A 14551-nucleotide genomic window follows, 5' to 3' on the forward strand; every position below is an offset into this window, starting at 1 on the left:
CCCGTGACGGGGCTGCGCGCGCGGGCGCACGGAGAGGGTCCGGACCGGTTCCCGGTGGTCCGGGTGCTCGCCGTCGTGCTGGCGGCCGCCGTAGCGGGGTGGCTCGGCGCGATGCTGCAGTCACCGGTCACGCTGATGCGTGCTGTCGTCGTGGTCGCGCTCGTCGACGACGACGGGAGCGCCGAGCGCGCGCTCGCGACCCAGGTCCGGATGCTGACCGACCGCTCGGTTCTGGTGCCGGTCGCGGATCGGCTCGGTGTGCCACCGGCGTCGCTCGCCGATGCGGTCCGTGCCGAGGCCGACCCTGAGACCGGATCGATCACGGTCGACGTCCGGGATGCGGACGCGACACACGCGACCCGCGTCGCCGAGGAGGTCGTCGAGGAGTACCTGCGGGTCGCGTACGTCTCGGACGTCCCCGCCGACGGGCTCGTCCGGACGCGGTTGCTGCTCCCGCCGTACCCGGCCCCGGACGGTCGGCCCGGCCCGCTCGCCGGAACGGCGATCGGCGCCGGGATCGGCGTGCTCGCAGCCAGTGCCGTGGTGTTCACCGGCAGAAGGAAGCCCGGCAGGAGGAAACGGGGCCTGCGGGGATGACGGGCGACCGGACCGGGCCGTCGACCAGCTCGGCCGTGCGGGACACCGCCACGGTCGCCGGCTGGACCCTGGTGAGCCGGCTGACGGGTCTCCTGCGCGTCGTCGTCGCCGGGGCCGTCATGGGGCCGACGTTCTTCGGCAACACCTTCCAGATCGCCTACGTCCTCCCGGGACTCGTCTACTCCACCGTCGCCGGCCCGGTACTCGGCATGGTGCTGGTACCGGCAGTCGTCTCCGCCGTCGAGCGCTCCGGACGGTCCCACGCCCGCACCGTCTCGTCCGGTGTCGCGTTCCGGGTACTGGTGCTCGCGGCAGGCGCCTCCGTCACCCTGCTCCTGCTGGCCCCACTGGTTGCGTGGGTGGTCACGCTGGGGTATCCGGCAGCGGTCGTCGATCTCGGCGAGGCGAGGCGGCTGGCGATCCTTCTGTTCGTGTTCGTCGTGCCGCAGATCGTCCTCTACTCGATCGCCGCGCTCGGTGTCGCGGCGCAGCAGGCGCACGGACGTTTCGCGGTCTCGGCCGGGGCGCCCGCCGTCGAGAACCTCGGCCTGATCGCGACCGTGTCGGTCGCGGGACTGGTGTGGGGTACGGGGCTGGAGATCGGCGAGGTCCCGAACTCGATGATCGTCTTCCTCGGCCTCGGGAGCACACTCTCCGTGGCGCTGCACGCGTTGCTGCAGTGCTTCGGTGCGGCGCGGTGCGGGATGCTGGTCCGGCCCTCGCTGCGTGCAGCCCGGTCACCCGACGCCACCGACCCGGTGCAGCGGCTGGTCCGGTCCGTCGGCGTGGCCGCCTGGCCCGGGCTGTCGATGTTCGTGGTCCTGACCTGCGCCGGAACCGTGGCAGGCGGAGTGATCATCGCTCAGATGGCGTACGCGGTGTACAACGCCGCCGCCTTCCTGACCGGTCGGGCCGTCTCGATCGCGGCCCTACCCCAGCTGGCCCGTGCGGTCGCCGGCAACGGTGCGGATCTGGCCACGCGGTGGCGGCAGTGCACCGGGTTCGCACTGCTCACGAGCGTCCCGGTGCTGGTCGCCCTGGGCGTGCTGGCCACGCCGGTGGCGGACGTGCTGGCCAGGGGGCGGCTCGCCGAGCCCGGAGTCATCCGGGACCTCGCCGCGGTGCTGGTCGTCGTCGCCGTGGCACAACTGATCGGAGGTGTGCACGACCTCGGCCGGCAGGCGTTGTTCGTGACGAGGAACGAGATCCGGGCGAGGCGCGGGAGCGAGGTCGCCTCGGCGGCGACCCTCGCCACCGCCGCGCTCGCCCTGCTCGTCCCGGTCGACGGGCACCGCATCGTGGTGCTTCTCCTGGCCGTTCCGATCGGGGAGCTGGCGGGGGCGCTCGTCGTGCTCGCCGCGGTCCGGGCGACGGTCGGATCGACCCGGCTGTTCGACGGCACGGCCGCGGGAGCGTCGGTGGTCGGGGCCGTCGTGATGTCGCCGGTCCTGCTGGCAGGCCTCCTGTGGTACGTGATCGCGCTCCCGGGCGCGGTGTCCACGGTCGGCATCGTTGTGATCGTCTCGGCGGTCGCGGGCGCCGCGTACGTGCTCGCGGTCCACCGCCGGCTCCCACAGTGGGGGCGGAGCGGATGACCGGGGTCGACCTCACGGGCACGCGGAGGGACCGATGGTCGCGGCTCCGCAACCGGGGTGTCGTGTGGTGGGCGGCCGGGGCGATCGCCTCGGCCACCGCCTTCGCCGCGACCCGGTTCGACCCCCAGATCATGGTGATCGTCGGCGGCGCCGGGGGAGCCCTGCTGCTGTTCCTGGCCTGCATGTGGAAGCCGGTGATCGGCACCTATGCCTACCTCGCGACCCTTCCGATCATCGCCGGTATCGACCGGGGGAACCTGCTCGCGTGGGTGCGTCCGAATGAGGCGCTCCTCGCCCTGGTGCTCCTCGGTGCGCTGGTCGGCGCCTACCTCCGGCTGTGCCGCGGGGACCCGTGGCCGCTCCGGTCGCACCTGACGGACCTCCCGCTCGCGGTCTTCCTGCTGCTCTCGACCGTCTGGCCGATCGCGTCGCTCATGCTCCGCGGACACGTACCCACCGCCGGCGAGCTCGCCGCGGTTCTCCCGATCTGCAAGCTGGTCGCGCTGTACGTGTTGGTCCGGTGCACCGTCGTCCGCGACGACCAGGTCGTCCGGTGCGTTCGCCTGATCATCTGGCCGGCGACGGTCGTCGCGCTGATCGCGATCCTGCAGACCCTCGAGTTCGCGCCGGTCCTCCACGCACTCGAGTCGACATGGAGCCCCGATGCGAATGCCGGCGCGCTCGAGACCCGGGGGTCGACGACGCTCGCGTCACCGATCGCGACCGGTGACGTCATCATCATCGCGTCCGTCCTCACGGTGGCCTGCGGAGTGCGCCGCGTCCTGCCCCTGCGGGAGCTGGTCCTCGCCGGATCCGTGCTCAGCTGCGGCATCCTGGCGGCCGGACAGTTCTCCACCTGGATCTCCGCCGCCGTCGCCGTCGCACTTCTGCTCTGGTCGGTGCCCGACCTGCGACGGTGGGCGTGGCGTCTCCTGCCGCTGGCACCGATCCCGCTCCTGATCGGCGCGCCCGTGCTGATGGGCCGGTTCGCGGACTTCGGCGACACCGGGGTGCCGGTGAGCTGGCAGGGGCGCTGGGACAACCTGTCCAACGCCTACATCCCCGCGTTCGAGCCGGTGAACTGGTTGATCGGGGTGACCCCGGACCCCGTGCTGGTGGCTCCGGAGACCTGGCGCGACGTGATCTACCTCGAAGCCGGCTATCTGGCCTTCCTCTGGATCGGGGGAGTTCCGGTCCTGGCCGGATTCGTCTGGTTGTCCGCGTCCGTACTCCGCTCGGTGCGATCACAGGTCGACCGACCCGGTGCGGCGGGTGCCGTCGCGATGACGTTGCGCATCAGCTGGATCTTTCTGCTCGTCCTGACCGTTCTCGATCCCCACCTGACCCTGCGGGGTACCGGGGACCTGCTCTTCAGCCTGCTCGCCCTGACCACCGGGAGGGTCGATGTTCGACGAAGCCCCTGACGTACGCCGACCGACGCACTGGCCGCTCGCAGTGAACCGGATCATCGACGTGAGCCTTGCGTGCGTGATCATGCTGAGCATCGCTCCGATACTTCTGCTGGTCGCGCTCGCCATCCGACTCGACTCGAGAGGACCCGTGCTGTACCGGCAGTGCCGGATCGGACGGGACCAGCGCCCGTTCACGATGTTCAAGTTCCGGTCGATGACGGTGGGCGGGGACGATCGGGCGCACCGGGAGCTGATCGCTCGGGAGCTGGCGGGCGAGGACACGTCACGCGGTGGCAGCTGCAAGATGGACGACGACCCCCGGGTGACCCGGGTGGGGCGGTTCATCCGACGGACCAGTATCGACGAGCTTCCCCAGCTGCTCAACGTGATAGCGGGGAGCATGTCCCTGGTCGGCCCCCGGCCCTGCCTGGGGTGGGAGGCCGCGCAGTTCCCGGCGAGGTACCTGCGCCGGTTCGACGTCCGTCCGGGCATCACCGGCCTCTGGCAGGTCAGCGGACGCAGCACGATGGGCACACGGGAGATGCTCGAGCTCGACATCTGCTACGTCGACCGCTGGAGCCTGACGGAGAACCTCCGGATCCTGCTCCTGACGGTACCCACCGTGCTCCGCAGCGACGGTGCCCGCTGAATGCACGGGACGAGGCGAGCGCTCGGGGCGTCTTCCGGACCGCCGGCGACGTGGGGTAACGCCGTGGCCCGGGACGACGAGCTCGACGGCGAGATCTGATGGCGCAGGGAAGGGTTCGACCGCGGATGGTTCGGGTGGAGGAGACGGCCCCGTGGCGGGCGTTCACGGCACCGAGAGTCCTCATGTACCACTTCTTCGGCGGGCCGCTGTCCGGCCGCGATCCCGATCACTTGTTCGTCACCGCACGGGATTTCCGCGCGCAGCTCGGATCGCTTCTCGGCGCCGGGTGGCATCCCGTCGACCTGGACTCCTACCTCGGGTGGTGGGCCGGCAGCGGGGTCCGCCTGCCTCGCAAGAGCTTCCTTCTCACGATCGACGACGCCCACCGGTCCGTCGTGGATCTGGCCGCGCCGGTTCTCGCGAGCTTCGGAGTCCCCTCGGTACTGTTCGTGCCCAGCGGCTTGATCGGTGGAGCCGTGTGCTGGTCGGAGGAATACGCGCGCGAACCGATCGCGACCGCCGACGAGTTGCGTCGGTTGCCCGCCACCGGGATGGAGCTCGGTGTGCACGGATTCGACCACACACGGTTGGTGGCCCTCGATCCGACGGAACTGCGGCTCCACACCGCGGACGCCCGCCTCGAGCTCGAACGCGTGACCGGGATACGGGCACGGGCCTTCGCCTACCCCTACGGAACTCACGACCCGACGGCGCGGCGTGCGGTGGAGGACGCGGGATTCGCAGTGTCGTTCGCGGTCGCCCGCGAGCACGGGACCTTCGCCCGATGGCGCATCTGCGTCGACGGGAACGACTCACGGGCGTCGTTCCGCTTCAAGCTGACGCCGATGTACGCCGCAGCCTCGCTGCTCGGGGGCCGAGCGTGGCGGGCACGGCACCTGGTCCGTGACCGGGTCGAGTCGGTGTGCCGGGCAACCGGGGCCGGGACGGAGCGACTCCGTGGGGAGTGAACCCGCTCCTCGGGTCCGGCGCACGCTCGCGACAGGGGTCCTCGGCCTGCTGATCGCAGCGGCCGTCGGCGCGGTGGTGATCTACGTGGCCGGATCGCCCGGCGCTCCGGTGGATCCGGCACCAGGGGTCTCGGCCGAGGCCCTGGTGCCTGGAACGGCACTGCCGACGGGGGCCGAGTGCGCCGCCGCGGTGAGGGCGACGCCCGAGGTGCGGCCCGAGAATGCCGAGCCGAACGCGCGGACGGGCGGCGGAGTCCGGGTTCCGGACTGGACACCCGACGGATACGCCCCCGAGTTCAACCGGGACATCGTTGCGCGGATCGACGGTGACTACGCCGGCAGCACCAGCGAGATCCTGCAGTGGGGTGCCTGCAAGTGGGGACTTCCACTGGATCTCGTTCTGGCCATGGCGGACGCGGAGAGCGACTGGCGCCAGGCGACGACCGGGGACATCTCCTCGGACGGGGAGGACTGCGTCCCGGGCGACGAGCCACCGTGCGCGACCAGCTTCGGGATCATGCAGGTGAAGCACCTCTACCGACCGGGCTCGTACCCACTGGCCTCCGAGAGCACCGCGTTCAATGTCGACTACGCACTCGGTGTGGTCCGGGGGTGTTACGAAGGCTGGGTGACCTACCTCGGCCCCGAGGCCGAGGGAGACCTGTGGGGATGCGTCGGTTGGCACTTCTCCGGCGAGCTGCGCGACCCGGCTGCGCTCGAGTACATCGGCAGGGTCGAGCGGGCGCTCGACGCGGCCGCCTGGACGCACTGGTGACCTGACGGCAGGACCGCGCGAGGATCAGGCCACCGCGTTGCGCAGCCGGTTGCGGACGGTGCCGAGCACGCGTCGTCCGCGCTCCGACCGGCGCCCGAGATCGTAGGTCGCACGCAGGACCGGGGAACGGAACCACTCGACTGCCTGCGGGTAGGTGTGCAGGTGCCCGCCGAACCGGATCTTGAAGACATCGGGCCCGGGGAGGCCGTCGGTGACCAGCGGGGAGCCGGAGGCGAGTCGTCGCGCCGACTCCGGTCCGACGCCCCCGAAGTCGAACCATCGGTACCCGGCGCCGCGGGCCCAGAGGATGGCGTCCCACTGCACCGCGGCGGACACGTTGAGATGCTCCCACCTCGTCGAGCGGTCCGTTCCGATCAGGCGGGATCGCACGACGCCGGCGCAGCCGGTCAGTACTTCGCAGACGACCGGCTCACCGGACACCTCGCCGAGCCGGATCTGCACCTCGTCACGCGAAGCGAAGGTCCGGTACATCGTGCGGAGATACGACTCCGGGAACGGGTCGAAACCGTGGAACCGGGCAGTCTCGCCCAGCAGCCGGGCCACCGTGGACAGATCGTCCTCGGTCGCGGTCCGCACGGTGACCCCACGACGCTCCCATTGACGGGTCCACCGTCGCAGACGCTTGCTGAGCCCGGCCCTGATCTCGTCCTCAGGGCGGTCGAGCGCGAGCCGCAACGTGGTCGCCGGCGCCACTCCGGCCGCCGAGACGCGGAAGCCGCGCCGGAGCAGCTCGTTGCTGACGTCGTCCCGGCCGTCGGGCGGCTGGATCATCAGCACCGCCAACTCGCTCCCGGCCATGTCGACCAGCCGATCGCAGATGCTCCGCAGTGCGGACCCGCGCTCGGTCCGGGCCTCATCCAGCAACGGGCCGTTCGAGATGTACCCGACGGTGCCGATCATCGGGATCCGGCGGACGAGCACCTGCGCCCCTCCGACCAGCCCGTCGGCGGAGCGGAGGAACAGATACCGGGCATCGAATCCGGCCGCCGACCGCAAGGTCGCCCACCCGGACTTCTGCGCGGTGTCGCCGCCCTCGAGTCGGCTGACCAGACCGTCCCACTCGGACAGCTCGGCTGCGCTCGGCGAACGCAGACTCATGGTCGATGTCGACGAACCCGTTCCTGAGGCCACGTGAGGGGCTCGGAAAGATCGGAGTGCCCGTTACCCGGCCGGCGTGCTGCCCGGCGGTCGGTCAGCGGGCGGTACGGATCCGTCCACGGACGACCCGCACGGCGCGTCGCCCGTACTCGGACCTGTTCGTCAGGTCGTAACCGGCTCGGAGCAGCGGAGAGCGGAACCACTCGACCGCCTGCGGGTAGATGTACAGGTCGCCGCCGAACCGGAGTTTGAACCGGTCCGGGCCTGGGATCGGGCCGAGGTCCTCCGGGGCGCCGGAGAGCGAGGCCCGCGTCTCGGGTAGGACCCCGCCGAAGTCGAACCACCGGTAGCCGGCCGATCGAGCCCACAGGATGCTGTGCCACTCGACGGCCGCAGACACGTTCAGGTGTTGTACCTCGGCCGACCGGTCGGTCCCGCCGAACCTCGAGCGCACGACGTCGCCGCACCCGGTCAGCACCTCGCACGCCACCGGAACCCCTGCGACCTCACCGACCATGATCTGGAGCTCGCCCCGGTCGGCGAAGATGTCGTACATCGTTCGCAGGTAGTCCTCCGGGAACGAGTCGAATCCCTGGTGGCGGCCGGTCTCGGCGAGCAGGGCCGCCACGGCACCCAGGTCCCGCCGGCCCGCCGGGCGTACCGTGACCCCGCGGCGCGGCCACTGCCGGGTCCACTGGCGCAGTCGCCTGCCGAGCCCGGCTCGGATCTCCTCCTCACAGCGATCCAGCCTCAGGCGCAGGGTCGCTGCGGGCGCGATCCCCGCTTCCGAAGGGCGCAGGCCCTGAGCGAGAAGGAAGTCGCTGACGTCCTCCCGGCCTTCCGGGGGTTGCACGACCAGCATCGACAGGTGTGCCCGCGCTGCGCGGAGCAGGTGGGCGCACAAGGCCGGGACGCCGATCGCGCTGTCGCCGACGGCGTCGTCGATGAGCGGAGCGTTCGAGACGTAGCCCACTCGGCCGAGCAACGGGAGGCGACGTTCGAGGAGCTGCGCTCCACCGACCAGATCTCCGTGATCGTGCACGAAGAAGTAGCGAGCCGTGAAACCCGCCGTGGCCCGCAGGTCGGCCCAACCGGACTTCTGGACCGTGTCGCCGCTGAGCCGATCGACGAACGCGTCCCACTCGTGGAGCGGACGAGCTGCCGGGCGTCGAACTTCCGTGACGGTGCATCGAGGATGGGCCGAGGCAGACACGCGCATGCTGTCGCGTGGTCCGGTTCGCCCGTTACGCGGTTGTCTGCCGTAATCCGTCCACGCGGTCGGTTTCGAGGTCGGATCGCGCCGCTGGTCCCCCGCGCACGGACGGGCTGTGCGGTCAGCTTCCTCCCGACGATGTGACGACGGCGGTCCCGGCGACCGTCGTCACCATCGCGATCATCGCCGCGTCGTACTGGGCCTTGACGACCGGATCGTCCTTCAGCCCCTTCGCGATTTCCTTCGCGCGCCGCTGCCCCTCCTTCCGCTGCTGCTTGTCCACGCCGGACAGCGCCGCCGCGGCCTGCGACGTCGTGTGCAGGAGCGTGACCAGCAGCGCGTCGTGGGCGTCCGGGGTGCGGCCGGCGACGAGGATCCCCACGAGCCGCTCCCGCAATGCCCGCTCCGGGCCCGGGTCCGCCTCGGGCAGCCTCGTGGTGCGGAACAGTCCGAGGACCCTGCCCTCCTCACTGGTGAGGACGCCGTCGTCGACCAGCTTCGCGGCGACGAGCTCGCTCGGCTTCGTGTGCTTCCACGGCAGCGTGCTCACCCAGTGCGAGACGCTGCGCGGTTTCGCGTCGGCGGTGACCGTCTCCAGGACCGCCTGCAGGGCGGGGTGGTCGGACCGCTCGCCGGTCGGGACGACCCTCTTCTTCCCGTCGACGGTGACGAGACCCCGCTCGATCAGGTCGCAGAGCAGTGCGCCGTGCAGCTTCCCCGGGTCGAACCACCCGTCGGGCTTGCCGGTCCCGTCGTGCAGGCCGATGAGCAGCAGTTCCTCGCTGAGCAGCAGATCCCCCATACCGGACGACCGTAGCGGGACCGGGCCTCCGGTACCTCCCGTGGCGGGGACGATCTCCTCAGGGCAGGGGCGGACCGACCTCCGGGCGCCCCATCGCCTCGGGGCCCCGCCGGTCGGTCCGGAGCTCCACGCGCACCCGCCGGGCGCCGTCGGTGTTCCCGGCCGCCAGCGACGCGCGCAGGTGCAGCGACGCGGTCAGTTCGAAACGGTGCTCGCCGGGCCGGCTCAGCGACAGCAGCCCGATGCCCTCGGGGTTGCCGCGACCCAGCCCGGTCAGTGACACCGCGACCGGCTCGTCACCCGGTTCCGGCGCGCGGACGGCCCGGCTGCGCAGGTCCGGGATCCGGGCGAGCGGCGCGCCCGGCGCGTACGGGTCCCGGTGGGCCGAGCCCCCGGACATCGCGCGGAGCAGCTTCGCCGGTGCCGCGAACACCGTCTCGAACAGGGTCGAGCCGGCGACCAGCGACATCGGCGACGACACCACCTCCAGCAGCGGCAGCGACGGCGCGTGCCCCACGTAGCTGGAGTGGATGTCGCCGCCGACGGTGACGGTGGGGCGGCCGTCCCGGGCGGCGACGACGCCGTCCCAGAACCGGGCGTACTGGTCGGGGTAGTCGGCTACCTGCAGGTCGATCGCCTTCTCCACCCGGGCGCCGAGCGGGCGCTCGCGCAGCCGCGTCCGGTACGGCGGCACCAGCATCGGCTGCGGGGTGACGAGCACGAGGACGGCGGCGTCGGCGGCGATCGCCAGCACCCGGTCGAGGTACTCGGCGTCGACGAACCCGGAGTGGCGGGGGTCGTCCGTGCGCCGGGTCCGGCGGGTACGGGTGTCGAGCAGGACGATCTGCACCTCGTCGAGGTCGATCCGCTGCACGAGCTGGTTGAGCGGGCGGTGGACCTCGCCGGGCGGGCCGTGCCGGGGCGGGCGGAGCGGGTCGGCGGCCGGGTCGTCGTCGAGCTCGCCGCGGGTGATCCGGCCGGTGTCGCGGTCGCGCACGCTGGGGGTCTGGAACGAGCCGTAGAGGTCGAACGCGGCGCGCCCCCAGGTGTCCCACTCGTCGGGGTGCACCGGGTGGTAGCTCTGCACCAGCGGGTCGGTGGGCGGTGGGCCGGGATCGGCCGGGCAGGGCACCGGGGCGTCCGGTCCGGCGCGACGGTGCCGCCACACGGCGAGCCTGCGGAGCAGCCCGCCGCGACCGGCCCGGCCGATGTTGGAGTAGGAGTGCCGCGCGGTGACCGACGCGTGCGGCCAGTTGTTCCAGAACTCGTGGTCGTCGGGCAGGAACCAGTGCGGGCCGTGACCCAGCAGCTCCCGCATGCCGAGGTGGCGGCGCTCGCCGTAGCGCTGCATGCCCCAGGACGTCCAGTACTCCAGCAGGCCGTAGGTGCGTGGCGTGCTGCGGGCCATCGTCGCGTAGAACTTCGCGGGCGCGTCGGCGTAGACCTGGTCGCCGGTGAGCAGCGCGATGTCCGGCGCGGCGACGTGGTCGCGCAGGTGCCGGAACGCCGCGTCGAGGGCGTTCGTCGTGTCGGTGTCGGCGTCGTAGCAGGACCCGACGAGAGCGGTCAGCGACCCGCCGACGGCGATCCGCGACGGCAGCGTCCGCACCCGGCAGGACGCCCGGCGGTGCTCCTCGCGCAGCCCCGGCACCGGGGCCAGTTCGACGGCGGCCTCGCCCCACGCGTCGGGCGCCAGCCGGTCGACGACGACGTGGCCGTGGAAGAACCGGGTGCCCGCCCGCCAGCCGGAGACGGCGCGCTCGTCGTCGAAGCCGAAGCGCAGCAGCGTCGTCGTGACCCTGGCGTCGCCGGCCGCTCCGGAGACGGTGACCGTCGCGTCGAGCGTCTCGGCGTCGCAGCCGTGCACCAGTGCGCCGATCCACAGCCGGACCTGCCGGGTCCCGGCGTCCTTGCCGACGACCGAGAGCCCCGGCTCGATGTCGTGCTCCGGGCCGCCGCGGTGCCCGAGCACCCACTGCCCGGCCCGGAACAGGGCGTGCTGGAAGCGCCGTACGGGCGTGGGGGCACCGCTCACACCCCCACCCTGTCAGCCCCGGCGGTCGAACTGCTCCGCCACGCCCACGACGTACTCGCCGTATCCGGAGCCGAGCTGGGCCTCGCCGAGCCGCCGGGCCTGCGCGGCGCCGATGTAGCCCATGCGGAGGGCGACCTCCTCGATGCAGGCGATGCGGACGCCCTGGCGGTTCTCGAGGACGCGGACGTACTGGCCGGCCTCCATGAGGGACTCGTGGGTGCCGGTGTCGAGCCAGGCGAAGCCGCGGCCGAGGTCCTGGAGGTGGGCGCGGCCCTGGTCGAGGTAGGCGCGGTTGACGTCGGTGATCTCGAGCTCGCCGCGGGGGGAGGGCTCGACCGCGGCGGCGATGTCGGCGACGTGCTCGTCGTAGAGGTAGAGGCCGGTGATGGCCCGGTCGGAGCGGGGGTGCTCGGGCTTCTCCTCGAGGGAGACGAGCCGCCCGTCCGGGTCGGCCTCGCCGACGCCGTAGCGGCGGGGGTCGCGGACGGGGTAGCCGAACAGGACGCAGCCGGCCTCGCCGGTGGTCACCTGGGCGACGCGGCGGCGCAGCAGGTCGCCGAAGGACGCCCCGTGGAAGATGTTGTCACCGAGGACGAGTGCCGACGGGCCGCCGCGGACGTGGTCGGCGCCGATGACGAACGCCTCGGCGAGCCCGTTGGGGTGCTCCTGCGGGGCGTAGGTGATCTCCAGGCCGAGCTGGGTGCCGTCGCCGAGGAGCCGCTGGAAGCCGGGCAGGTCGTGCGGGGTGGAGATCAGCAGGATCTCCCGCACGCCGGCCAGCATGAGCGTGGTCAGCGGGTGGTAGATCATCGGCTTGTCGTAGACCGGCAGCAGCTGCTTCGAGACGGCCCGGGTGATCGGCGACAGCCGGCTGCCGGTCCCGCCGGCCAGGACGATCCCCTTCACCGCGGCACCCCGAGGTACCGGTCCAGTCCGTCCCGCCAGGCCGGCATCGAGATCCCGGCTCCGGTCGCCCGGCTCAGGTCCAGCACCGAGTTCGCCGGGCGGCGGGCCAGGTGCGGCTTGTCCGCGGCGTACTCGGCGGTCGACACGGCGCGGACGTCGGCGGGGTCCCGGCCGCACCGGGCGAACACCTCGCCGGCCACCCCGTGCCAGCTGACCGGCTCGCCGTCGCCGGTGACGTGGTAGACGCCCTGCCCGCTCCCGGCCAGCGCGACCAGTGCGGCGGCGAGGTCGGGGGCGAAGGTCGGACGGCCGACCTGGTCGTCGACGACGGCGGGGGAGACGCCGTCGCGGGCCAGCCGGGCCATCGTCGCGACGAAGTTGCCGCCGTCGCCGGCCACCCAGCTGGTGCGGACGACGACGTGCCGCGGGGCGCCCGCCCGCACGGCCAGCTCGCCGGCGGCCTTGGAGGCGCCGTAGACACCCAGCGGCGCGAGCGGGGTGTCCTCGGGCATCGGGCCGGGCGCGGTGCCGTCGAAGACGTACTCGGTGGAGACGTGCACCAGCGTGAACCCGTACCGGGCGGCCGCCGCGGCGAGGTACGCCGGGCCGAGCGCGTTCACCCGCCACGCCGCCGCGGGATCGGTCTCCGCCCGGTCGACGGCGGTGTACGCGGCGGCGTCGAACACGACGTCGACGCCCGAGAAGTCGAACGCGGCGACGGCGGCGGCGTCGCCGACGTCCAGCCCGTCCCTGGTGAGGGCCACGGCATCGGGCAGCGCCGCCGTCAGTGCCCGTCCGAGCTGCCCGTTGGCACCCAGCACGCACGCGCGCACGCGCCCACCTCCTCGCCGTCCGACGGGGCGACTCTGACACGCTGACCGGGGCCGACGACGAGCGGGGAGGGCGTGTGCGGGTCGTGGTGACCGGCGGAGCCGGGTTCATCGGTTCCCATTTCGTGCGGAGCGCCGCCGCCGGGGCCTACCCGGCGCTCGCGGGCGCGGAGATCGTGGTGCTGGACGCCTTCACCTACGCCGGGCGGATCGAGAACCTGGCACCGGTGGCGGACCGGGTCACCGTCGAGCGCGGCGACGTCCGGGACCCGCAGCGGGTCGCCGGGGTGCTGACCGGCGCGGACCTGGTCGTGCACCTCGCCGCGGAGACGCACGTGGACCGCTCGATCACCGGCGCCGCGGACTTCGTGACGACCAACGTCGTCGGGACGCAGGTCCTGCTGCAGGCGGCGCTGGACCGGGGCGTGGGGCGCTTCGTGCACGTCTCGACCGACGAGGTGTACGGGTCGATCGAGCAGGGGTCGTGGCCTGAGAGCCACCCGCTGGAGCCCAACTCGCCGTACTCGGCGGCGAAGGCGGGGTCGGACCTGCTGGCGCGCAGCTACCACCGCACGCACGGGCTGGACGTCGTGGTGACGCGGTGCTCGAACAACTACGGGCCCTACCAGTTCCCGGAGAAGCTGATCCCGCTGTTCGTCACCCGCCTGCTCGACGGGAGGCGGGTCCCGCTCTACGGCGACGGGCTCAACGTGCGCGACTGGCTGCACGTCGACGACCACTGCCGCGGGATCGCGCTGGTCGCGGAGAAGGGCAGGGCCGGGGAGGTCTACAACATCGGCGGCGGCACCGAGCTGACCAACGCCGACCTGACCCGGCGGCTGCTCGCCGCGGTCGGCGCGGGCGAGGACATGATCGAGAACGTCGATGACCGCAAGGGCCACGACCGCCGGTACTCGGTGGACTGGTCCCGGATCCGCGACGAGCTCGGCTACACGCCGCGGTGGACCTTCGACGAGGGCCTCGCGGAGACCGTCGCCTGGTACCGGGACCACCGGTCGTGGTGGGAGGCGGTGCGGACGTGAAGGCCACCGAGCTGGGCATCGACGGTGCCTGGACGTTCGAGCCGGCGACGTTCCCCGACCACCGCGGGTCCTTCACCGCACCGTTCCAGGGGCCCGCGTTCCGCGAGGCACTCGGCTTCGACCTGACCGTGGCGCAGACCAACCGGTCGGTGTCGCACCGCGGCGTGATCCGCGGGGTGCACTTCGCCGACGTCCCCCCGGGCCAGGCGAAGTACCTGCACGTCGCCGCCGGCGCGGTCCGGGACGTGATCGTCGACCTGCGGGTCGGGTCGCCGACGTTCGGCCGGTACGAGGTCGTCGAGCTCGACGCGGCCGTGCCGAGGGCCGTCTACCTGGCCGAGGGGCTCGGGCACGCCTTCCAGGCGCTGGCCGACGGCACCGTCGTCGAGTACCTGTGCTCGACGCCGTACGCCCCGGACCGCGAGCACGGCATCAGCCCGCTCGACCCGGAGCTGGCGCTGCCGTGGGCCGACGGGCTCGAACCGGTGCTGTCGGACAAGGACCGGGACGCACCGACGCTGGCGCACGCGTCGGACACCGGTCTGTTGCCCTCCCGCAATCTGTGCGATGCCCGGTACGGCCGGCTCCGCACCACGGGTTAGCCTCC

Annotated in this window: 14 protein-coding genes; 8 read left to right on the forward strand and 6 right to left on the reverse strand. The window is 72.5% G+C overall.

What is annotated here, in order from left to right:
- Positions 1–3: 3 nt before the first annotated feature.
- The 6 genes from PP1_RS23460 (at position 4) to PP1_RS23485 (ending at position 5996) form a co-directional block, all read left to right on the forward strand.
- Positions 4–597 (forward strand): hypothetical protein, encoded by a 594-nt coding sequence (locus PP1_RS23460; protein ID WP_010241254.1) that lies wholly within the window; start codon positions 4–6, stop codon positions 595–597.
- The gene (locus PP1_RS23465; RefSeq protein ID WP_010241256.1) at positions 594–2192 is read left to right on the forward strand and encodes a lipid II flippase MurJ; all 1599 of its coding nucleotides are present in this window, start codon (positions 594–596) and stop codon (positions 2190–2192) included. Before PP1_RS23460 ends, PP1_RS23465 begins: the two co-directional genes overlap by 4 nt.
- Positions 2189–3616 (forward strand): hypothetical protein, encoded by a 1428-nt coding sequence (locus PP1_RS23470; protein ID WP_139323943.1) that lies wholly within the window; start codon positions 2189–2191, stop codon positions 3614–3616. The genes PP1_RS23465 and PP1_RS23470 overlap by 4 nt, the downstream gene beginning before the upstream one ends.
- Positions 3597–4253, forward strand: a complete 657-nt coding sequence (locus tag PP1_RS23475) for a sugar transferase (RefSeq protein ID WP_050802530.1) — start codon at positions 3597–3599, stop codon at positions 4251–4253. The genes PP1_RS23470 and PP1_RS23475 overlap by 20 nt, the downstream gene beginning before the upstream one ends.
- Before the next feature lie 98 nt (positions 4254–4351).
- The gene (locus tag PP1_RS23480; protein WP_083697217.1) at positions 4352–5221 is read left to right on the forward strand and encodes a polysaccharide deacetylase family protein; all 870 of its coding nucleotides are present in this window, start codon (positions 4352–4354) and stop codon (positions 5219–5221) included.
- The gene (locus PP1_RS23485; protein ID WP_010241272.1) at positions 5211–5996 is read left to right on the forward strand and encodes a hypothetical protein; all 786 of its coding nucleotides are present in this window, start codon (positions 5211–5213) and stop codon (positions 5994–5996) included. Before PP1_RS23480 ends, PP1_RS23485 begins: the two co-directional genes overlap by 11 nt.
- A 24-nt stretch (positions 5997–6020) precedes the next feature.
- Here PP1_RS23485 and PP1_RS23490 read toward each other — a convergent pair whose 3' ends face one another.
- From PP1_RS23490 to rfbD, 6 genes are all read right to left on the reverse strand, one after another.
- A complete protein-coding gene (locus PP1_RS23490) occupies positions 6021–7115 on the reverse strand; it encodes a lipid II:glycine glycyltransferase FemX (RefSeq protein WP_010241274.1) in 1095 nt (364 codons plus the stop codon).
- A gap of 94 nt (positions 7116–7209) precedes the next feature.
- Positions 7210–8157: a lipid II:glycine glycyltransferase FemX gene (locus tag PP1_RS23495; protein WP_249266038.1), complete on the reverse strand. Its 948-nt coding sequence runs from the start codon at positions 8155–8157 to the stop codon at positions 7210–7212.
- A gap of 292 nt (positions 8158–8449) precedes the next feature.
- Positions 8450–9130, reverse strand: coding sequence for a GOLPH3/VPS74 family protein (locus PP1_RS23500; protein WP_010241276.1), 681 nt, complete (start codon positions 9128–9130; stop codon positions 8450–8452).
- Between the two features lie 58 nt (positions 9131–9188).
- On the reverse strand, positions 9189–11165 hold the full coding sequence (locus PP1_RS23505) for a hypothetical protein (RefSeq protein WP_010241278.1): 1977 nt from the start codon (positions 11163–11165) through the stop codon (positions 9189–9191).
- A 12-nt stretch (positions 11166–11177) separates the two neighbouring features.
- Positions 11178–12071, reverse strand: a complete 894-nt coding sequence (rfbA, locus tag PP1_RS23510; RefSeq protein WP_010241281.1) for a glucose-1-phosphate thymidylyltransferase RfbA — start codon at positions 12069–12071, stop codon at positions 11178–11180.
- On the reverse strand, positions 12068–12904 hold the full coding sequence (rfbD, locus tag PP1_RS23515) for a dTDP-4-dehydrorhamnose reductase (protein WP_010241283.1): 837 nt from the start codon (positions 12902–12904) through the stop codon (positions 12068–12070). Before rfbD ends, rfbA begins: the two co-directional genes overlap by 4 nt.
- A 74-nt stretch (positions 12905–12978) precedes the next feature.
- Between rfbD and rfbB the strand changes: the two genes are divergently transcribed.
- Positions 12979–13944, forward strand: a complete 966-nt coding sequence (gene rfbB / locus PP1_RS23520) for a dTDP-glucose 4,6-dehydratase (protein WP_010241285.1) — start codon at positions 12979–12981, stop codon at positions 13942–13944.
- Positions 13941–14546 carry a dTDP-4-dehydrorhamnose 3,5-epimerase family protein gene (locus PP1_RS23525; protein ID WP_029239959.1) on the forward strand — a complete coding sequence of 202 codons (606 nt, stop codon included), beginning with the start codon at positions 13941–13943 and terminating at the stop codon, positions 14544–14546. The genes rfbB and PP1_RS23525 overlap by 4 nt, the downstream gene beginning before the upstream one ends.
- The last annotated feature ends 5 nt before the right edge of the window (positions 14547–14551 follow it).

Source organism: Pseudonocardia sp. P1 (genome assembly GCF_000178675.2).
GTDB lineage: Bacteria > Actinomycetota > Actinomycetes > Mycobacteriales > Pseudonocardiaceae > Pseudonocardia.

Excerpts from the sequence above, each read along its gene's own strand:
- PP1_RS23470 (WP_139323943.1), top strand. The coding sequence starts at position 2,189 with ATGACCGGGGTCGACCTCACGGGCACGCGGAGGGACCGATGGTCGCGG.
- PP1_RS23475 (WP_050802530.1), top strand. The coding sequence starts at position 3,597 with ATGTTCGACGAAGCCCCTGACGTACGCCGACCGACGCACTGGCCGCTC.
- PP1_RS23480 (WP_083697217.1), top strand. The coding sequence starts at position 4,352 with ATGGCGCAGGGAAGGGTTCGACCGCGGATGGTTCGGGTGGAGGAGACG.
- PP1_RS23490 (WP_010241274.1), bottom strand. The coding sequence starts at position 7,115 with ATGAGTCTGCGTTCGCCGAGCGCAGCCGAGCTGTCCGAGTGGGACGGT.
- PP1_RS23500 (WP_010241276.1), bottom strand. The coding sequence starts at position 9,130 with ATGGGGGATCTGCTGCTCAGCGAGGAACTGCTGCTCATCGGCCTGCAC.
- PP1_RS23465 (WP_010241256.1), top strand. The coding sequence starts at position 594 with ATGACGGGCGACCGGACCGGGCCGTCGACCAGCTCGGCCGTGCGGGAC.